This window comes from uncultured Sanguibacteroides sp. (genome assembly GCF_900543425.1).
In the GTDB taxonomy this organism is placed as follows: domain Bacteria; phylum Bacteroidota; class Bacteroidia; order Bacteroidales; family Marinifilaceae; genus Gabonibacter.
Genome location: NZ_UQRQ01000037.1, coordinates 1 through 21,599 on the forward strand (window position 1 = coordinate 1; position 21,599 = coordinate 21,599).

At 40.6% G+C, this 21,599-nt stretch carries 17 protein-coding genes; 5 read left to right on the forward strand and 12 right to left on the reverse strand.

Going from position 1 to position 21,599, the window contains the following annotated elements; all coding sequences use genetic code 11:
* Positions 1-54: 54 nt before the first annotated feature.
* Complete coding sequence (locus QZR76_RS13475) at positions 55-1,032, reverse strand: type I phosphomannose isomerase catalytic subunit (protein WP_294143326.1); 978 nt, start codon at positions 1,030-1,032, stop codon at positions 55-57.
* A gap of 135 nt (positions 1,033-1,167) precedes the next feature.
* On the opposite strand from QZR76_RS13475, the gene QZR76_RS13480 reads away from it, so the two are divergent.
* Positions 1,168-2,217 (forward strand): hypothetical protein, encoded by a 1,050-nt coding sequence (locus QZR76_RS13480; protein ID WP_294143327.1) that lies wholly within the window; start codon positions 1,168-1,170, stop codon positions 2,215-2,217.
* Here QZR76_RS13480 and QZR76_RS13485 read toward each other — a convergent pair.
* The 10 genes from QZR76_RS13485 to QZR76_RS13530 form a co-directional block, all read right to left on the reverse strand.
* Entirely contained in the window at positions 2,180-2,983 is an 804-nt protein-coding gene (locus QZR76_RS13485; protein WP_294143328.1) for an alpha/beta fold hydrolase, read from the reverse strand. The genes QZR76_RS13480 and QZR76_RS13485 overlap by 38 nt on opposite strands.
* Before the next feature lie 49 nt (positions 2,984-3,032).
* Positions 3,033-3,620, reverse strand: a complete 588-nt coding sequence (locus tag QZR76_RS13490; protein ID WP_294143329.1) for a hypothetical protein — start codon at positions 3,618-3,620, stop codon at positions 3,033-3,035.
* 10 nt (positions 3,621-3,630) lie between these two features.
* Positions 3,631-4,119 (reverse strand): sigma-70 family RNA polymerase sigma factor, encoded by a 489-nt coding sequence (locus tag QZR76_RS13495; protein WP_294143330.1) that lies wholly within the window; start codon positions 4,117-4,119, stop codon positions 3,631-3,633.
* A 122-nt stretch (positions 4,120-4,241) separates the two neighbouring features.
* Complete coding sequence (locus QZR76_RS13500) at positions 4,242-5,003, reverse strand: succinate dehydrogenase/fumarate reductase iron-sulfur subunit (RefSeq protein WP_041502929.1); 762 nt, start codon at positions 5,001-5,003, stop codon at positions 4,242-4,244.
* Positions 5,004-5,073: 70 nt separating this feature from the next.
* Entirely contained in the window at positions 5,074-7,014 is a 1,941-nt protein-coding gene (locus QZR76_RS13505; RefSeq protein WP_294143331.1) for a fumarate reductase/succinate dehydrogenase flavoprotein subunit, read from the reverse strand.
* A 60-nt stretch (positions 7,015-7,074) separates the two neighbouring features.
* Positions 7,075-7,767 (reverse strand): succinate dehydrogenase cytochrome b subunit, encoded by a 693-nt coding sequence (locus tag QZR76_RS13510; protein ID WP_294143332.1) that lies wholly within the window; start codon positions 7,765-7,767, stop codon positions 7,075-7,077.
* Between the two features lie 126 nt (positions 7,768-7,893).
* On the reverse strand, positions 7,894-10,896 hold the full coding sequence (locus QZR76_RS13515; RefSeq protein WP_294143333.1) for a glycoside hydrolase family 3 N-terminal domain-containing protein: 3,003 nt from the start codon (positions 10,894-10,896) through the stop codon (positions 7,894-7,896).
* Between the two features lie 136 nt (positions 10,897-11,032).
* Positions 11,033-12,127 (reverse strand): TlpA disulfide reductase family protein, encoded by a 1,095-nt coding sequence (locus QZR76_RS13520; RefSeq protein WP_294143334.1) that lies wholly within the window; start codon positions 12,125-12,127, stop codon positions 11,033-11,035.
* Between the two features lie 33 nt (positions 12,128-12,160).
* Entirely contained in the window at positions 12,161-13,420 is a 1,260-nt protein-coding gene (locus QZR76_RS13525; protein WP_294143335.1) for a hypothetical protein, read from the reverse strand.
* Positions 13,421-13,446: 26 nt separating this feature from the next.
* A complete protein-coding gene (locus QZR76_RS13530) occupies positions 13,447-14,763 on the reverse strand; it encodes a DUF4270 family protein (RefSeq protein WP_294143336.1) in 1,317 nt (438 codons plus the stop codon).
* A 244-nt stretch (positions 14,764-15,007) separates the two neighbouring features.
* Between QZR76_RS13530 and QZR76_RS13535 the strand changes: the two genes are divergently transcribed.
* Both QZR76_RS13535 and QZR76_RS13540 read left to right on the forward strand, forming a co-directional pair.
* Entirely contained in the window at positions 15,008-16,108 is a 1,101-nt protein-coding gene (locus QZR76_RS13535) for a hypothetical protein (RefSeq protein WP_294143337.1), read from the forward strand.
* Between the two features lie 94 nt (positions 16,109-16,202).
* Positions 16,203-18,170, forward strand: coding sequence for a tetratricopeptide repeat protein (locus QZR76_RS13540; protein WP_294143338.1), 1,968 nt, complete (start codon positions 16,203-16,205; stop codon positions 18,168-18,170).
* Here QZR76_RS13540 and QZR76_RS13545 read toward each other — a convergent pair whose 3' ends face one another.
* A complete protein-coding gene (locus QZR76_RS13545) occupies positions 18,171-19,526 on the reverse strand; it encodes an RNA methyltransferase (RefSeq protein ID WP_294143339.1) in 1,356 nt (451 codons plus the stop codon). It abuts the gene before it with no gap.
* Between the two features lie 95 nt (positions 19,527-19,621).
* On the opposite strand from QZR76_RS13545, the gene murB reads away from it, so the two are divergent.
* Together murB and QZR76_RS13555 are read left to right on the forward strand one after the other, a co-directional pair.
* Positions 19,622-20,632, forward strand: coding sequence for a UDP-N-acetylmuramate dehydrogenase (gene murB, locus QZR76_RS13550; RefSeq protein WP_294143341.1), 1,011 nt, complete (start codon positions 19,622-19,624; stop codon positions 20,630-20,632).
* Positions 20,633-20,684: 52 nt separating this feature from the next.
* Entirely contained in the window at positions 20,685-21,449 is a 765-nt protein-coding gene (locus QZR76_RS13555) for an acyl-ACP thioesterase domain-containing protein (protein ID WP_294143340.1), read from the forward strand.
* Positions 21,450-21,599 lie beyond the last annotated feature (150 nt).

Sequence of the window (21,599 nt, forward strand, 5' to 3'; positions counted from 1 at the left end):
TCAGAATCTTAATCATAAATCGTAAATCAAAAATTAATTTACAATCTACAATTGTCAGTTTGTAATATAAATTTCTAAGACCTTACAGTATTCGTCGGGATATAGGGTTAGGTTTTTGAGAGAGGCCGGGATGAGTACCGTTTCTTCCTGTTTTACCTCCACGGGATCGGATTCTCCTGTCGTGATGGTGAATTTCCCTTGCAGACACATGTAGATAACAAAAGAATCCAACCGAATGTATTCTTTTTCTATGTTTTTGTCGAACGTGAGTAAGTTCGTCGTAAAGTAAGGGCAATCGACTAATTGTACGGATTCGTTGTCTTTAGGCGTATAACGGATTTTATGATTCGGGTGATAGTTGTAATCGATAACGTTCGTTGCCAGTTCCGTGTGTAATTCTCTCGGTTCTCCGTTTATGTCCTTACGGTCGTAATCGTAGATTCGATAAGTAATGTCTGAGGTTTGTTGTATTTCTGCAATAAAGCATCCTTTTCCGATGGAGTGAACCAGACCGGAAGGGAGAAAGTAACAATCTCCTTTGTGGGGATATTCCACGTTTAGGATCTCTTGGAGCTTTTTTTGGTGCAATTTTTGTAAATACTCCGATTGGTCCACGGGCTTATTAAAGCCTAAAATCAGGGAAGCCTCTTTTTCGGCATCCACAATGTACCACATTTCGGTTTTTCCGTAGGCATTATGCCTTTCTTTAGCCGTGGCATTATCGGGGTGAACCTGAATGGAGAGATTGGCCTGGGAGTCGATGTATTTAATAAGTAACGGGAATTCAATACCGAATTGTTCATATACATGATCTCCTACCAGGTCCCCCATATATACTTCGATCAGTTCCTGAAGATCATTTCCTGCCAGAAACCCGTTAGATACCACGGATATGCGTTCCTGTACGGCTGAGATTTCCCAACTTTCTCCTATATGTTCGGTTTCCATGTGATTCTCGCTTTTATAGGCCAGTTTATGACCACCCCAAAGAGTTTTTTTTAGAATCGGGTGAAATTTTAACGGGTACAACATCTTCTCTGTTTGTATTAGGCATAATTATTGTATGAAGACAAAGATATTAAAAATGCATAATCTTAGCGTGAGTTTCGCTTTAAAATGTAATTTTGATTCGAAGAATAGAAATTAATGTAGTAAAAAATGGGAAACATGAGAATTTTAGGTGCCTTTATCACTTTATTTATTTTGGGTGCGTGTAGTGATAGTGACGACAAAGAATTTGTGTTAAATCGTAATGATCTTACGGGTAAGAATTGGTATTATAACGGGTGGATCGGTAATAAGTTAGGCTATCGGACAAATGACGTGTTGGAAGTGATTCGTTTTGATAATAATGGTAATTTGATAGGTGTGGAATATAGCGGTTTGAAAGATTCGATTGCCGGTAAATGGAAAGACCTGGAAAATAATGCTTTGAGAATAACTGATAATGACGGTAAAGAAAATACATGGAATGTACTGGGGTGTGGAAAAGGTATATTGTCTTTGCATGACGGATGGGGTGAACGCAAATACAACGAGGGACTTTCTTATCTGGAAGATTTGAGTGGGGATGCTTACTGGGTTAATCAATATTTAAGTGATGAGAGGATTTGGAGAAAAACATTAGAGTTTAAGATAAGCGGGAACGGTTCCGTCCGGGAGGCTTATGCCATTGTGTCGGATGCGGAAGGAGGACAAATCCTGTTGGACAGGGGGAGTTATCTTGGAAGTTTGGTCTACCAGAAAAATATCGATTTCACCGGGAACTGCGATCGGGTAAGGTTTTATTGTAAGATCGGCTCCAAATGGAATGTGAAATTCGATGAAAGTTTGTATGATACGAATATTCCGGAGCACACCTTTGACCTGAAGGCCGAATGGAGGCCTACGTCTACTTCTACGGGTATAGATATTACCTGGACTCCTGTTGAAGAGTCGAATATATATTATCAGGTTGAGGTGTTGGATAAAAATTCAGATGCTAATAATCCGTTTTTCAAGAGCGAGGTGCTGGCCGGAACGGGAGAGTTGAATATAACGGAAGCAACACAAGGAAAGGTAGAGAATCGATTGTCTGCTTTGGTTAAAGGAGAGGTTTATAAGATACGATTGTCAGCCATTTTGTATGAGCCGGGGATCGGAAGATACGATAACAATGCCGATCGGAATATCCAGGCTATTAGTTATGTGACGAAAGCCTTTGTTTGGGGAGAATAAATGTTTTAATGGCTTGTGCTAATTTTTCCGGCTGTTCGCTATGTAACCAATGCCCGCAATCGGGTATTTGAATGAAGCGGGCAGCCGGAAATTGTTCATACAAGAAAGTCTTGTCCGTCGGGATAAGGTCGGAATGTTCTCCTTTAATGAAAAGGATCTCTCGAGTGTATTGCGACAGGGGGAGACGGGAAGGGCAGCCGCTGATTTCCTGAAAATGTTTTTGTATGGATTCATGATTGATTTTCCATTCGAATCCGTTTTCTGTTTTCCGAATATTCTTCAAAAACAATTGCTGGGATTGGGGTGTTTTGAAACGGGATTCAATAGCGTTTTTTATCTCTTCTCTTGTTTGATACGAACGAAGGTTGAAGGCAGACATGAAATCGATGATTTTACTATGCCGTCCTCCGTCGGAAGAGGTATAGGCGATCGGAGCGATATCGATGACTACGGCCTTGCGGATAAGTTCCGGTTTTTTCATGAGTATGGCCATGACTATTTTTCCGCCCATGGAGTGTCCGGCGATGCAGGGGCGTACCGGTAATTGCAAGGACTCGATCAATTCTATGATATCATCACTCATCGCATCGTAATTCATTTCGTCCGAATGCGGCGATTGTCCGTGATTGCGATTGTCCGGCAGGATTACCCTGAATCGGTTTTCTAATAAACGGGCAATGGGAAGCCAGTTTTCCGAGGCACCCCATAAGCCGTGAAGAATAATCAAAGGATCTCCCTGTCCGATTTCTCTGTAAAATAATTTCATCGTTTGTTTTCGTCGTGGCAAATTTACAAGCTATCTGTCATAAAAGAAACTATTTTTCTTCAAATTCTTTTAATTCCGTAAGCGTTTTGTTGATCTGTTTCATCTGCTTACGGAGCCGAGACAACATAAATAGCTCTAATGCTATCGTAATTAAGACCAGCGTAATGGCATAAAAGATCAGCGCCTTGGAAGAGAATGCCTCTTTTTTTTGGTAAATGATATTAATTACGGGAATAAGAATAAGATAGAAGAAGAAATTTTCTTTGAATATCCACGATTTATAGGTGTCTATTCGTTTTTTGATTGACAGGATATTCATGTTGCTAATATCGATTCGGGATAAATAACAGTATTTTCTATAGCACCATATGACGCCTCCGAAAGTGATTATTCCGGCGATGATAATATTAATTTGAATAATGAATGGTGTCGGTTTAAACAGCAGGATACCCGCTAAAAATAGGGTCGAGGCGAAACACAGGATCGTACTGAATATTTCTATGTTTTGTAACTTCTCTAAAGCTGTATTCCCTTTGCTACAGATCGTCTCTTTCATCAATTGCTTGTTGATAAACTCGTATCGTTCCAAGCGTTCATTAAGTGTTTTCCAATCTGCTTTTAATTCTTCCAGTTCCATGATGTATGATCTAAAGGTTCGACATTTTTTTCAACTTATCTTTGGTGCGGTTTAGCTTTGTGGCCACGTTGGTGATTGTCAGACCGGTGATGTTCGCTATCTCTTGGTATGACTTCTCTTCCAGGTAGAGTAATATTAAAGCCTTTTCCAAATCGTTCAATCGATTGATTCGAAAGTATAGTTCTTGTAAAAGTTCCGTTGTCGCGTTATCTTCCTCCATAATATCCAGAATTGAGGTGAGAGGCAGTATTTTGGGCTTTCGGGAAAAACGCCGGAAAAGGGAGAGGCAGGTGTTTAATGCGATGCGATATACCCAAGTCGAGACCTTACTCTCGTAACGGAAATTAGGAAAGCTTTTCCATAAATTGAAAACGGTCTCTTGATAGAGATCGCTTAAATGCTCTTTGTTTTCGGCATAAATATAGCAAACCTTATAGATGATTCGTTGATGTTCTTCGACAAGGGCTGTAAATTCTTTTTCCAGTAGATGTTTTTCCATATCTATCGTGTTTTGCCCTATTAGTCGTTTATGATGCTATAAAATCACGTTTAACTGCAAAAATATTTTGATGGGAGACCGGTTGAATGGTAAAAAAAAACCGCCCGGAGGCGGTTTTTATTTTAGTCTTTCAATTTTGCTTTCAGGTATTCTCTATTCAGTCGAGCGATATGCTCGATAGAGATACTCTTGGGGCATTCGGATTCACAGGCTCCCGTGTTGGTACAGTTTCCGAATCCGAGTTCGTCCATCTTGGCAACCATGGCTTTAGCCCGGCGTGCCGCTTCGATTTTACCCTGAGGCAATAATGCCAGTTGTGAAACCTTGGCAGCCACGAAAAGCATGGCCGAAGAGTTTTTACAGGTTGCAGCACAAGCTCCGCAGCCTATGCAGGCTGCTGCATCCATTGCTTCTTCTGCTTTTTCGTTAGCAATAGGAATTGCATTACCGTCAGGAACACCCCCCGTGTTCACGGATACATATCCACCTGCCTGTAAGATCTTCTCGTATGCTCCACGGTCAACGATTAGGTCTTTGATTACGGGGAAGGCTCCGCAACGCCAGGGTTCGATCGTGATGGTTGCTCCATCCTCGAAACGGCGCATATGCAATTGACAAGTCGTCACGTCATCGTCTGGTCCGTGAGCACGGCCGTCGATAAACAAGCTACACGTTCCACAAATACCTTCACGGCAATCATGGTCAAATGCAACCGGTTCTTTATTTTCGCTTACAAGCTGTTCGTTCAGGATATCCAACATTTCAAGGAATGAAGTGCCGGTAGAGATATCATGGATTTTGTATGTTTCAAACCCGCCTTTGGATTTAGCATCTTTTTGACGCCAGATCTTCAGAGTTAGTTCTTTTAATATTTTATCTGCCATAACCAATTTTGTTTTAAATGCTAAATTGCAGGTCGTTCATTTGTGTCGATGCCTACAATTTAAATTGTCATTATTTATAAGAGCGTTGGGTTACTTCAATATTTTCGAATACAAGGGGTTCCTTGTGCAGTTCAGGAGCTGTATTTTCACCTTTATATTCCCACGCGGAAACATATTGGTAATGTTCATCGTCCCGTTTTGCTTCACCTTCTTCCGTAACGGATTCCAAACGACAATGTCCACCGCAAGATTCGTTACGATCCAATGCATCGTGAGCCATCAGGTCGGCAATCTCTAAGAAATCAGCTATACGTCCGGCTTTTTCCAACTCATTGTTCATCGCGGTGAATTCTCCGGTGATACGAAGATCCTTGTAAAACTCTTCTTTTAGTTCGGCAATTAATTTGATTGCTTTTTGTAAACCTTCCGCGTCACGGGCCATTCCGATATAATCCCACATAATATGTCCTAATAGTTTGTGGAAATGATCAGGAGATTTACTTCCTTTTATATCGTATAACTTACGTAAACGATCGGTTACCCGTTTCTCTGCTTCATCGAATTCGGGTGTATTGGTTTTGATTTTCGGTGTTTGAATATCTTTTGCCAGATAATCACCGATGGTGTACGGCAGTACGAAATAACCATCAGCCAGACCTTGCATTAAAGCAGAAGCTCCCAGACGGTTGGCTCCGTGATCGGAGAAATTACACTCTCCGATGGCATATAAACCCGGAACGGTTGTCATCAGGTTATAGTCAACCCAAAGACCTCCCATTGTATAGTGAATGGCCGGGTAGATCATCATCGGGTTATTATAGGGATCGACAGCCGTGATCTTTTCATACATCTGGAACAAGTTTCCGTAACGTTTCTCGATGGTCTCTTTTCCCAAACGATCGATAGCGTATTTGAAATCCAAGAATACAGCCTTTCCTGTATTATTTACTCCGAAACCGGCATCGCATCTCTCTTTGGCGGCCCGGGAGGCCACATCACGAGGAACTAAGTTTCCGAATGCCGGGTAACGGCGTTCCAGATAGAAGTCGCGGTCCTCGTCCGGTATGTCGTTCGGGTTTAATGTTCCGGCTTGTAATTTCTTAGCATCTTCTATTTTTTTCGGAACCCAAACACGACCGTCATTACGTAATGATTCGGACATCAAAGTCAGTTTACTCTGTTGTTCTCCGTGTACCGGAATACAGGTCGGGTGAATTTGTACGAAACAAGGATTTGCAAAAAATGCTCCTCGTTTGTAAGCTTGCCATGCGGCACTTCCGTTACATCCCATGGCATTTGTCGAAAGGAAAAATACGTTACCGTAACCTCCGGTCGCCAGAACAACGGCATGTGCACCGAAACGTTCGATTTTACCGGTTACCAAGTCACGGGCGATAACTCCTCTTGCTTTTCCGTCAACAAGGACTACATCCAAAACTTCATGACGGTTATATACTTTAATCTGGCCTTTCTCGATTTGACGATTCATGGCCCCGTAACAGCCGAGCAATAGCTGTTGTCCGGTTTGTCCTCGGGCGTAGAACGTACGGCTAACCAAAGCACCACCGAAAGAACGGTTTGCCAGGAGACCGCCGTAATCACGGGCGAAAGGAACTCCTTGAGCCACACATTGGTCGATAATGGCATTACTTACTTCTGCCAGACGATACACGTTAGCCTCACGAGCCCGATAGTCTCCTCCCTTGATGGTTTCATAGAATAATCTATAAACGGAGTCGTTATCGTTTGTATAGTTCTTTGCTGCGTTAATACCTCCTTGTGCGGCAATAGAGTGAGCCCGGCGAGGAGAATCCTGATAACAGAAAGAGAGAACGTTATAGCCAAGCTCAGCAAGGCTGGCGGCTGCAGATCCACCGGCAAGTCCGGTACCTACGACAATAATATCTAATTTCCTTTTATTAGCAGGACTGACAACACCAATATGAGCTTTATGGTTTGACCATTTTTCTACTAACGGTCCTGCAGGTATTTTTGCGTTTAATTCTGTCATAACGAATAATTTTTAATTTTGATTTTTAGATTCAGATTTCTCATAGGAACTTAGTGGTCGTTAATTACCGCCTAAGCCTAAAATAAAATAGAGTGGGATAATGCTGAATCCTACGGCAATGATAATCGCGAAAATTTTAGCAAGACATTCTAATCTTTTTCTCCAAATCTGGTTGCAAAAACCGATGGATTGGAATGCTGACCAAAATCCGTGGGTGAGATGAAGACCTAAGAATACACCGCCTAAAATATAAATCAAACCGTAGATAATGCTGGATTTAAATAATCCTGCTACCAGAGCGTAAGTGTTTTCCATGGCTACTCCATCCACGTTGATTTCTGTCAAGAGAGGATCTCCTGCAAACTTAATTTTCCACCAGAAGTTCCAAAGATGTACGACCAAAAAGATTAAAACCAATCCTCCCAGAATGTACATATTTCTGGAAGACCAGGTACAGTTACCTGCTTGGTTCCGTAAATCGTATTTGACGGGACGTGCACTTCTGTTTTGGAGCGTTAAGATGGAGGCTAATACGATGTGAATGATAAATCCTAATGCCAAAATCGGTTCAATGATTTTGATTAATGGATTGGTTGCCATAAAATGAGCTCCAATGTTAAATAACTCACCACTATTATCCACGATTAAAAGTAGATTTAGTGCCAAGTGAATGCACAAAAACGCAATAAGAAAAAGACCCGATAAACTCAGAATGATCTTTTTCCCGATCGACGATGTTAAGAAATTACTCATAATTAAGTCTATTTATTGATAACTATTTAAATTCTTTTGCGTCAACAAAAGTACCTTTTTTTCCGGCATATGGAACGCTTTCAGCTATTTTAAAATCATTCTAAATATAAAGAATTATTTCCGTAATTAAGGGGTGGAGAGGGGTGCTTGTGTCGGTGTTAATAATGCCTTGTAAAGAACCTCTTGGATTTTAGTACGAATATTTTCTTGCATAAGTTTATCATTATATTCATTGGGAAATGTTCTATTTGATAAAAATATGTATATCAGTTTATTATCCGGATCATTCCAGGCGATCGTACCTGTAAAACCACTGTGTCCGTAACTGGATAAGGGGGCCGTTTCGCAGGCAGGACTGGTTTTGGAGGCATCTTGTTCTGGCTTGTCAAAACCTAATCCCCGGCGATTTTGTTTCGCGGGTAATTGGGTACTTGTGAAAAGGGCTACGGTTGTTGAGTCTATGAAGCGTTCTCCTCCGTATTCGCCGTAATTCAGGTACATTGCCATGATTTTGGCCAGGTCTCCGGCATTGGAAAAAAGACCTGCATTTCCGGATATACCGTTTAGTAAGGCGGCAATCGGGTCATGGACATATCCTTTCAGGAGGGATTTCCTAAAAACTTGATCTTCAGTTGAAGGTACGATGCGTTCCGTACTGAGGGTGCGATAAGCCTGAAACGCCGTGTTATTTGCCCCGATACGTTTGAATAGTTGTTCTTTGCAAAGGCGGTCGAAGGAAGTTGACGTCTGAGACTCCAGAATATCTTTTAAAAGAACGAATCCGATATCGCTGTACGTGTATTTTTTTTGCGGCAATAATTCGCTATTCAATAGAATTTCATGGATGGAATCCCGGAATTGTTTATGAATATAGAAATGGGGAGATATTAGCGTGTAATCCTCTCGGGGTTCATAACAGAACGTACTGTCTCGATAGCTGAAATGCGGGTTCAGGTAAAGGCGATCCCGTAATTTCTGACAATTTTCTTTTGTCCGCCGCGAAGAGAACAAGCGACCGGATAATTTTTCTTTATCTATAGCGTGATAAAAAAAAGAAACGGCCGGTTTCAAGGCGGCCATATGCAGGAGAATCTCTCTAATCGTAATATTTGCCTTGTTCGTTTGTATGATTGGAGGATAGTAACAGGAGATCGGTGAATCCAACGCTATTTTTTTTTCGTCATAGAGCATCATTGTGGCAGGAAGGGTAGCCGCAATTTTTGTTATGGAGGCTATATCGTAAATATCATTTGTTTGGTTTAATTTTTTCTTTTGGTAGGTATGATGTCCGAAAGCTTTATTATAGACGATGTATCCGTCTTTTGCCACCAGTACCTCGCAACCGGGAGTTGCTTCTTCTTGTATGGCGGCCCGACAGATACTGTCGATACTTTGTAGTACAAAACTATCCATTCCGCTCAGAATGGGGTGATGGTATCCCAGTCGGATTTTAGGTGTCGTTAAACCGGTTCCGGCGGGATAGCTGAGATTAATACTGACCGGTAATTTCCCTTCTACGCGAATTCCCCCGAATAAGGCCTGAGCTGAAAATTCTTGGGCCGGGATATCGTGACTATAACTGATAAGTATTGCATCTACGGGGAGGTAACTGTATAGATCGACCCCGTAGGGAGTTGCCGGATGGCACAGGACAAGACGTTTCCCTTTTAATTTTTTGATGATATCCGATAATTGTAACGAGGCTCCGAATTGCCGGGCCATGCTGTTTCGTGCGGCACTATTGTATATGATAATACAGTTATAAGGAGCTAATTTTTGGAGTAGTTGTTGTATTTTTTCCGAAGAAACTTCATTACTTATGGAAAAATGATCGCACGGAGCATAGTTCGAAAGCATGTTTTCGAAAGCGGTCGCTTTTCTATCGCCAAAATTTAATGAGGCGATACGTAACGTATCCAGCTTCGTGAAGGGGAGTAAAAGGTTATTGTTTTTTATTAATGTAATCGCCTTGGCGTAAGCTGTTTGCAAGACTCCCGAATCTTGTGGCGTGTTCAGGCGTTGGATAAGTCGGGTCGTATCAATCGGATGCAGGAAAGGTGTGACGAACTTCTCTTTTGCCAACAGAATTTGTTTGCATCGTTCGTGAATGAGCTCTTCGCTAACCTTACCGTGCTTGATAGCTTCTTTTATTTTCCTGACCGAGGCGGCAATGTTTTCCGGAAACAGGAGTACGTTATTACCGGCCATCAGGGCTAATAAGTCTGCCTTACCTTTGGTCCTTCCGAATGTTACTCCTTTCATATTCATCGCATCCGTAAAACATAATCCTTCAAAATGAAGTTGATTTCTCAAGAGATCCGTGACGATCCGGGAGGATAAGGAGGCAGGGAGATTCGTAGAATCATAGGCGGGGACGTTCAGATGGGAAACCATTACTCCGGGGACACCTGCTTCAATGATCTCTTTAAAAGGATACAATTCGACAGAATCCAGACGTGCTATTGGAAATTTTATTAACGGGAGGGCTAAATGCGAATCGACATCCGTATCTCCGTGGCCTGGAAAATGTTTAGCTACCGCCATGATGTTTTGAGAACTCAATCCTTGCATGTAGGCAATGGATTTTTGGCTTACATTTTTTTTACTTTCACCGAAAGAACGTATGCCTATAATCGGGTTTTTGGGGTTGGTATTGATATCGACAACCGGGGCAAAGTTAACGTGAACTCCTAACAGGCGGCAATCTTCTCCGATCGATTGTCCAATTTGATAGATAAGATTATTATCACGTATCGCTCCCAGTAGTGTTTGATTCGGAAATTCCATGGTTTGCTTAATTCTCCAGCCGAGACCGCTTTCCGCATCCATTCCGATCAATAGCGGAATGGATGATAGCTGTTGGAAATGATTGGTCAAAAGAGCTTGTCGGATAGGAGAACCTTGAAAGAAAATGATTCCTCCGACATGATATTTAGTGATGGTTTCTTCCAACTCTTCTTCGTAATCGGCATCTTTGTTACTATAAGCGGCAATCATAAACAATTGCCCGATCTTTTGATCCAAAGTCATTGTCGAAAGGATAGAATCCACCTTTTCGATAGCATCTTGTCCCCAAAGCGCGTGAGAGATAAAAAGACAGATTACGAGACTCAGAAAAATCTTGTACATAAAATTTATACTTACCAATTATCATTATCGACAGGATACGTGTTTCTTATTTTCCTGCATAGAACAAAAGTAACAAAAAAGAAGAGGGCATAAACTTATTTTTACCCTCTTCTTTTCTAATGATTGTTAAAAACAATTATTTTAGCATCTCGGCAATTTTTGCTTTTAATTCGTTGCCTCTTAAGTTTTTGGCGACAATCTTATTGTCCGCATCCAATAATACGGTATGAGGTATGGACGTCACTCCGTATAATTGTGCTACTGCTGATTGCCAACCTTTCAGATCGGAACCCTGATACCAGGTTAACCCGTCGTCTTTGATCGCTTTTTCCCAGTTTGCTTTGTCATTATCTAATGATACGCCTATGATCTCAAGACCTTTCGGATGGAATTCTTTGTAAAGAGCCACCACGTGGGGATTTTCTTGCCGGCAAGGTCCACACCAGGAAGCCCAGAAATCGATTAATTTCACTTTCCCTTTGATATCGTATAGCGAGATAGTTCCTCCTTCCGGAGTATCAAGAGTAAAATTCGGGGCTATTTGTCCTACCGCTACACTCTCTTGTTTGGCAATGTGTTGGGCAATTTTTTGTCCGGGAATCGTTGCTTTGGCATTTTCTCCCAGTAAAGCGTATTTTCCTTTTAATACATCCAGCTCCATTTCTCCTACCATGGCGGCAACCATATGAGCTGATACATAAGAATCCGGGTTTGTTTTGATCAAAGAATCTTCTTTTGCCATTGCTTTTTCGACCAATTTATTGTATACATTGACAATAGAGTCTGCTTTGGCTTGGTCTTGAGCTTGTTGAGCTTGCATATAGCTTTGATTCAGCGTTTGTTGTTGCTTGAATACTTCGAGTTGAATGTCATTAAATTCATTGCTTAGCTTTTGGGCTGCTCCACCTTTTACGCTGGTCTCCATGGGATTCATGGGATTTATTTTTACCGTGAACTTTTCGTTTTCCAAGAAAATGGGCAGTCCACCTCTTTGACCTTGTACCGTTATAAATGCCGCGGTTATACCTTTGACATTGCCTTTGAAGGCAAAATTACCATTTTTGATATCGGAGGAGGCTAATGTATCTACCTTTCCGTTGTCTACATTTACCATATAGGCCTTACCCTCTTTCAGACCTTCAATGTTTCCGGTTACCGTGTAACCGCTTTGGTTATTACATGCTACAAGTGCTAAACCTGCAACTGCAAAAGTGAATAAAATTTTTCTCATGTTTTGGGTTTTTCAATATAAACTTTTTAATTACTAATTAATCTTACTTTTCATGAACCATCTTTCCTTGAAAGCAATATTAATTCTTACTTTAGCATATTTTTCCAGAATCAAATTGTTAGAACGGGTCCCTCTCATACCGAAATCGAAGGCAACGCCCAACATTAATTCTTGTGTCCGAAGTCGAACCGGAATTTGAGATCCGACTGTGATCCCATAGGTATTGATGGTATGATCGTTCAAATCGATATGGGACTTAGTAAAATACGTACCAGCCATATATTTGTTACGTTGCCACCAATGACGTCCGGTTGCATCCGGTTGAAAATATCCCCCTAATGCAGCTTTATGGTAATTTTTATACACTCTTTCTCCGCCAAATTCTTGATATTGAGACATGTTCTGGAAAGTATAATCTCCGGAAAACAACCATCGTTTTTTATACTCGTAGGTTGTACCGATAATCATTTTAAAAGGATAGTGAATATTCCCGTCTTCCCATTTTTCATCGTTAATAGGAGTTTGGGTTCCGTTCGTCATACTGATCTTATAGGCTTCAAACGTCTTTTTCCCGTGGAAGTTGGTTCCGAAATTGAAACTGGTTCCTAAAGTCAGGTTTGAATTTTTGTTTAATTGTAACGGTAATTGAGCTCCCATCGTGAAAAGTGCATCGAAAATATCGATTTGTGTCCGGGTCTTTAGATAATATCCGCTACCGAGAGGCAATATTTGTAAGGTTTGACGTTCTTCCACCTTACCGAATATCAGGGAAGAGTTTACTCCGATGGATAACTTCCCGAATTGATAGGCCAAGCCGAGATAGGCTTCATTTAAACCTCCTTCACCCTCGATGTGCTGAAGGAAACGCATGCTCGGATCACCGATTACTTCATTGTTATACAGAATGTCGTATCCGATATCACTTTTTTCATTGAAACCGAAAGACATAAATAATTTTTTATACAGTCTGAAAGCCATATTTATGGAGGCATTCTGTGCAACTTGGTATTTGGAGTGTTCCTTGTTTGTTGAAATATCGACATATTCTCCGCTGACCCCAAGTTGAAAATAGAAACGGAGTGTATCCAAGGCTGTATAAGAAGCCGGATTCATGAAATTGATATTATAGTTGTCGCGCATGGCAACGGATACACCACCCATGGCCGTGTAAGGACCGTAGTTGTCGGGGAAGAGTCCCAGTCCGTATTTGGAGTACGGAGTTCCTGAATTGTTTTGGCCGAATGCACTGATTGAGCAAAGAAATATGACGATACTAAAAACTATTTTTCTCATAAAATTCATATTTGATAACTGCTTTATCATTTATATTGTGTGTAATAGATCCGTAAAACCGGAACTTCTTCCAGTACTACACGATTAAATGAACTGCTGATATTTCCTTCCATTAGATTTATATTATCCTGCGAACGTAATGTACCGGGTAGTCCTAACAGTAAATGGATATTTTGATCAATGGGTGGAACTCCACTTACCAGGCTGTTATAATAATCCGTGATGTCTATGGTGTATTTACGATCGTTTACGTTCGTCGAATTTTGGAATAGGTATCCGTAAACCGGTTTTCCGCTTCCGTTTAAGAGTACCCCTTTTAATCCATTTTCCCGGTCTGACACAAATACTCCCAATTGTTTGGCATCCGGCACTTTGGAGTATACATTAAAATAGGGTTTCAATTCTATTTCGGCCCGGCTAATGGTTCGATAGGAATCGATATTTTTGATAAAAGGTAAATTAAGCTTCAGCATGTATCCGTTCAGTCCCTGAACTACCCCTAAACCGCCCTTTACGTACTGTAAAGAATCGGTTTGGGTTACGTGGGCCAATTCTTGTGGAGGATCGTTTTTATAATTGGTGAAATTATAAAAACTACCGGATGATCCTATTGCCGGAATATCAAACCAGTATTTAGTCTCTCCGAAATGATAGTAACAACGTAGGTATAGGTTGGTCGAGGTACCGTCAATGGAGATCAGGTTACTGTTTTCTTTATCGGAAACAATGGATAAACCTTTGAAGTAGCGTAAGAAATCCAATCCGTTGTTAAAAACGGTATCTCTTGCCCGCATCAAGTCAAAAAGTTTTTTCCCCAATTCATCGTCTACTTTAAAATAAGCTCTGGACAGATACTCCTTTTGCGGGTAAACTTTTAAAGTAGAGATAGGCGTATTTGCCCGGGGAAGCGAATCTGTATTGTAGAAAAAAGGATTAAGATAGTCAAAATCAGGAAATTCTGTTAGCCTGTATAAATAATAGGTTTGGTGTTGGGTGGTATCTCCGGCAATGATTTGATTGTACTTAAAATGTAAGGTCAAAGAGTCGTAAACGTATTCCCGCTCGAAATCCAAGTTTTTTTCATACCCCGTTTTTATCAGGTGGAAATAAGGTGTCGCTGTCGTTCTGCCTGTGAAATCGTCCTTAATCGATCCCATGATCATATAGGGAAGGCTGGAGGTGGGGAAAGAGTCCAAACGTATGGTGGAAGTCTTGTCTATATTGTATTTCCGTACTTCCACGTAACCCGTACTCGGAATTAAATTTTCCCCGATGGTATTTAAATCATTGTCACAAGCATATAATGCAATAAAGAAAAAGCCTATCAGAAAGAATATTCTCATGTTGTAGTTTTATTTTGAATTAACAGAATGCGAAGGTATAACTATTTTCTAAAAAACCGAAAAGAGCGATTGTATTTTATCGGAATAAAGTGTAAAAAAGAATAACAAGATATATTTCACTTGTTTTTTTATTGGATTTGTAGATAAAATGTGTAGTTTTGCCTATCCTTTTTTTGAGTAAGGGATAAAAGCGTGATTTAAAAAAGTTAGAAAATAACAATAAACAATAGGTAAATAAATAAGTATGAGAACATTTAATTTTTTAGTTCTAGCTATTTTAGGTTTTTTCTTTGCATCCTGTGGGTCAGATGACGACCATTTGGGTGACTGGGCAAAGGCTTCTCAATTTGCAGGTTCCGATCGTTTGGGAGCTGTTTCTTTTGTGATTAACGATGTCGCATACGTGGGATTAGGATACGGTAATAATGATGCGGAGTATCAGGATTTTTGGAAATTCGACTACACGAGTGGTTCGTGGACGCGGATTAACGATTTTCCGGGTGAGGCTCGTCATGCTGCCGTTGCTTTTGTTATCGGAAATAAAGCATATGTAGGTTCAGGTTATAGATCAAACACAAATACCACTACACTTAAATATTATGATGATTTCTGGGTATTTGATCCGGTTGCCGACGGAGGAAAGGGGTCTTGGAGTCAAATAGATAATTTACCTGTTAAATGCCGGGATGCTGTTGCTTTTGCTAATGACAAATACGGTTATGTGGGTACGGGCCGTAATCGTGAAAATAATCAGGATCTCATCTACAAAGATTTTTATAAATTTGATCCGACGGCTGCTGCCGGACAACAGTGGAAGATTTTGGACGGAAAAAGTGGATTTATCGGGGATAAGCGTTACGGTGCGTCTGCTTTCGTTGTGGGAGGTTATGCTTATGTTTGTTTAGGTACGGATGGTGCAGGAGTTTTGCGCGATATGAGTAAATTTGATTTTGCCACGGAAACATGGACTCCGATGGGAGCATTGACGAATAAACCGGATGTAAAACAGGATAAGGATTATGACCGTATTCCTCGTGCTTATGCCATCACGTTTGTTTCTGATAAGGGAAAAGACGGACAACCTTATGCTTATGTGGCTACGGGAATGGGAGGAACTTCTCCGAGAACAGTTTGGAGATACAATCATAACCGCGACCAATGGCATCAGATGGAAGACCTTTCTTATTATGCGGCTAATGTGACTATGGGTGTGGGATTTGCCGTAGGTGGTTTCGGATATTATACAACCGGTGGTAGCGGTACGGATGAATACGGAGTTCGTGTTTATGCTGCTACTTGGAAATTTATACCTGATATTAAGGAAGATAAGAGAAATGATTATTAATATAAGATTTTAATCATAAAGAAAAGGGAGGCTTTGTGCATCCCTTTTTTTTATTATCTTTAAGGCCTGAAATAATAGACAACAGGAGCAGAAAATGAAAAAAATTGCCTTCCTTATATTTTTTTGTTGGTGGGGATTGAGTGTGTCCGCTCAATGGAATACGACGAATATGATGCGTATGGGGCAAAGTGCTATCTATTTTGACGATTACGTGAGTGCCATTGAAAATTTTAATAATATCATACGGGTAAAGCCTTATCTGTCTGAACCTTATTTTTTCAGGGGATTGGCAAAGCTGAATCTGGAAGATTACGAAGGGGCTATTCAGGATTACACGAAGGCGATAGATCTGAATCCGAATTATTTTCACGCTTTTTTGTATAGGGGTATTGCTTGGCATAACCTGAGAAAATACGAACAGGCTTTGGAGGATTATAATACGGCTGTTTCTATCAATCCAGGAGATGCATACGTGTATGCGAACAGGGCCATAACGAAGGCTGATATGGGAGATTATAAAGGGGCGGAAAAAGATTATTCGAAGGCTTTAATTATTGATAATAAACTATTAGCTGCTTATCTGAACAGGGCGATTATGAGGGATAAGCTTGAGGATGTTGATGGTGCTATCGCGGATTGTAATGCCGCAATCCGGTTGAATATGTTTTCCGATGAGGCATACGGTTTGAGGGGATATTTGAAATTTCAGCAGAAGAAATATCATGATGCCATAGAAGATTACAATCAGGCATTGAAGATAAATCCTCAAAATAAGAGGATATTGATGAGTAGGGCATACGCTTGGTATGAAATGAAAAAATACAAAGAGACCTTGGATGATTACACCACGGTGATTCAAATAGATAGTACTTATGCTTATGCTTACTATAACCGGGCTTTGTTACGGGCAGAAGTGGGAGATTACAATCGGGCGATTGAAGATTTTGATCAGGTATTGAAGATGAATCCGGATAATATTCTAATCTATTTTAACCGGGGGTTGTTGAAAATGGAGATAAGGGATTTGGATGGTGCTTATTATGATTTTACGGAGAGTATCTCGCTCTACCCTGATTTTGTAAAAGCTTATCAGGCTCGTTCCATGGTAAGTTCAAAAAAACATGATTATGCAGAGGCAGAGAAAGATCAATACAAGGCGGCAGAGATATTGGATCGTTATAAAAAGATGAAAGACGGGGATCAGAATGCTTTGGTTGATACGACGGAGAATTTCAGAAGACTGATAGATATCAATTCCCGTACGGACAGGATAAAAGACGTTATCAACGGTCGTTTGCAGGATAAGGAGGTAATTATAAGATTGCAGGACGTATTTTTGGTACAATATTTGGATATAGATACCTTACGGAAGGGTAAGGTACAGTATTTCAATAAGCATATTATGGCTTATAATCAGTCTCATAATTATAATCCGGCATTAACTATATCCGATAAAAAATTCCATTTCCCTTCAGAATTTTTGGATACTCAAATACGGGTTTTGTCGGAGCGTATAGGACGGGATAAAAAAGATATAGAAGCCTTTTTGTTGAGGGGTGGTTTTTACCTGGAACTCGGAAGATATACTGATGCGATAGAAGACTTCAAAGCGATCTTGGAGCGAGATCCGAATCATTTATTTGCCCGATTGAATTTGGCGGGAGCCCGGATGAAGATGTATGATTACATAGAGTCCGTGGAAGAGAAAACCTCCCGGGTTGTCGGGGAGGATAAAAAGGTCGTACGGGTTGTCGATTACTCCACGGTACTGGAAGATTACAACAAGTGTTTGGAAATTGATCCTGATTTTGTTTTTGCAATGTTTAATATTGCTAATGTTTATGCGAAGAGTGGGAAAGTGAATGAGGCTATTGATTTATATACGAAATTATTGGAAAAAGATAAAGATATCGCCGAAGCCTATTATAATAGAGGTTTATTATATATTTATAAGGGAAATAAGGCCCAAGCCAATGCCGATCTTAGTAAAGCAGGGGAGTTGGGAATTACGGACTCTTACAATATTATCAAACGTTATTGTTCGGCAGAACAGGATCGTTAATTAAAAATTTCTGATTCTCCATTCTTTAGGATAATAATTATTGATCCGGTTCCCTACTTCTTTCACCCATCCTAAAGGAATAGAGAGGTAGGATATCAGAATCCATTCTCCTTGAGGGGCTTCAAAACGGATCTCTTCTTTTTTTAGGTATTGAATCGCTGTTTGTAAATCTACCTCCTGTATCTGTATATTGTTTTTTGCCAATACCGGAGATAGAGCAAGAGCATGTGTCGGTTTGCTTTTTCCTTTTATAATTTCGCCTAATTCACACCCTTGGTATAATATACCTGTTCGGGAAGATAATTGTTGAATAAAATCAGCATGCTTTCGGGGAATGACTCCGATGGTGTCTCCTTTCTGATAGGCGTAGTAAAGATTAGAATCTTGCAGATAGGTACTGATTTCTTTCGGGAGGCTGATCTCTTTGTTTTTATTCGTCCGTTTTTCTTTTTTGATTTGAAATTTTTCTCCGTCATTTTTTTGAATTACTCCTATAAAAAGTCCTTCTCCTCTCAGGCGATGGGGATAGAGACGGTATCCATGAGCAAAAGACGGGGCTTTTGTAATTTCATTAAAAGGGTGTTGTATCTCTATAGATGTGGCATTGTAACGGGTTAGAAGCCATTCCAGTATTTTTTCATTTTCTCCCGGATTATAAGTACATGTACTGTAAATCAGATATCCTCCGGGGGCTAAAGCGTTCCAAATGTCCGACAGAATTCGTTTTTGTCTCTCTTCGCATAGGTGTAAGTTGTTTTCGCTCCACTCTTCTATAGCTTTGGGGTCTTTACGAAACATACCTTCGCCCGAACAGGGGGCATCTACCAGAATAAGATCGAAGGCTCCGGTGAAAGAGGAAAATTGATGGGGATCACTTTGGGTTACTATCGTATGGTCGTATCCCCATTTAATCATGTTTTCTTTTAGAATTATGGCTCTGGATTTAATAACTTCATTTGAAATCAATAGGGAATCCTGTGGGAGGTTTGCGGCTAACAAGGTGGATTTTCCTCCGGGGGCTGCACATAAATCCAAAACTCTCAATGGATTATGGCCCGTAATTTGCTGAAGGATTGTTTGGAGAAACATGGAAGATGCTTCTTGTACATAGTAAACTCCCCCGTGTAGGAAAGGGTCTAAAGTAAATAGAGGTCTCTCTTTCAGGTAATATGCATTGTTGCACCAGGGGACAGGAGTGTCGAACAGGTCTTGAAAGGGTTGCGGGGCAACTCGTTTACGAGGATTCAATCGAATGGAAACAGGAGATGCCTCGTTTAAAGCTTCAAAGAAATCCGGGGCTTCTTGTCCGAGAAACTGGTTCATGCGTTCAGTAAAGAGAGTTGGTAATTGCAGCATATGAGTGTAGATTAAACAGACAAAATTAATGAATTATTTGTGATATATTTTACCTTTGCCGTATTGCTGATATAAATTTAAATGAAAAATAAATGATAAGAGTTCGGGAGAATTATAATTTGAAAGCGCACAATACATTTGGTATGAATGCGGCTTGTAAGTATTTCGTGGAAAGTGATCAGGAGAAAGAGCTTTTAGAATTTATTACAGACTACGAGTTGGATCCGGAAGAAATTATCATCTTGGGTGGAGGTAGTAATTTTTTGTTTACGACGGATTTTTCCGGAGTTGTTTTCTATCCGCTAATGGAAGGATATACTGTTCTACAGGAGGATGAGCATGAGGTGAGCGTTCAGGTCGGAAGTGGTGTTGTGTGGGATGATTTTGTGGCTTGGGCAGTTGAACACGAATATTACGGAATAGAAAATTTGTCGTTGATTCCCGGACATGTCGGAGCTACCCCTGTTCAGAATATAGGAGCTTATGGAGTCGAGGTAAAGGAGGTTATATCCGGAGTACAGGCAATCGACCTGCAGGCGGGAGAGGTCGTTAGATTTCATGCCGACCAATGTCGTTTCGGGTATAGGGATTCGATTTTTAAGCATGAATGGAAAAATCGGTTTATCATTACTTATGTTATTTTTCGTTTCTCGAAACAACCTCATTTTAATTTGAATTACGGGAGCATTCGGGAGGAGGTGGAGCGGTTAGGTGAGTTGTCGTTAGCAAATGTACGGCAGGCTGTGATTCGTATTCGTAATACCAAATTGCCCGATGTAAAGGTATGGCCTAATGCGGGAAGTTTTTTTAAAAACCCGATGGTTCTCAAGGAGCAGGCAGATACTCTTTTGGAACGCTATCCTCAACTTCCTTTGTATCCGGTAGATGAAGAGCGTGTGAAGGTGGCCGCAGGTTGGTTGATTGAGGCTGCCGGATGGAAAGGGAAAGGTATTGGAAATGCCGGGGTTCATGATAAACAGGCGTTGGTATTGATCAATAAAGGAGGGGCAAATGGGGTTGAAGTTGCCCATTTGGCTAACGAGATAAAGAAATCTGTTTTTTTGAAATTTGGTATTTGGCTGGAACCGGAAGTCAACATAATCTGAAATCCGGAACGTGTGTAATTGATTTGTAATTAATAAACCAAAGTTATATAAGATGTTGAAGCATACTGATAAAATAAAGATTTGTACGCATTACACCGATTTAAGGGAGAGGCTCTTCGTGAAAACATTATGTGATTTGTTTAATGATATTGCCAATGAGCAGACATTGTTGCTGAAATTTGATGTAGGGACCCTGAATGCGCAGGGCTTGACCTGGATGCTACATAAATTGCATATCGTGGTGTCGCGTATGCCGTTGAAAGGTGATACCGTTATTCTGGAAACTTGGCCGTCCGGTATCGATCGTTTATTTGCTCTTCGGGATTTTCAAATGATGACACCGGAAGGTGAGGTTTTGTTACGGGCAACTTCCGAATGGATGGTTATAGATTTGGCACGTCGTCGTCCCGTGCGTTTGCCGGAGATTGTGATAGAGGCGGCTAAATCTTGTGAAGGGGTTGAAAGGAAACTTGGTTTTGATTTGAATACCAAGGATGTGCCTTCCGATTATGAATCTGGACGTCATTTCGTTGCTACTTATGATAATATCGATTTTAATAAACATGTGACACAGGCTACTTATGTCGGATGGGTGACCAATTCGTTGTCTTTTGATTTTTTGAAAAATCATGAATTAAGAGAATTGGAGATCGTGTATGAACACGAGATCATGCCGGATAGTGAAATATATTCCTGCCAACAGGGTATAGAAGAAAAAGGTGTGGCTGTTATATTTCATAGGGTAATGAATGAGGCTTGTGAAAAGACTCATTGTGTTGCGCGAACTGTTTGGAGTGAGGTGAGGGCAGAGGGGTAGAGGTAATCTATATTTTCCGATCCGGCTTGGGTTCTCATCTATTTTTTTAGGGATATCTTTCTTTTTTGAGAGAAAAAAAATATCTTTGCAGCGTTAAATGCCCAAGTGGTGAAATTGGTATACACGCTACTTTGAGGTGGTAGTGGCCGT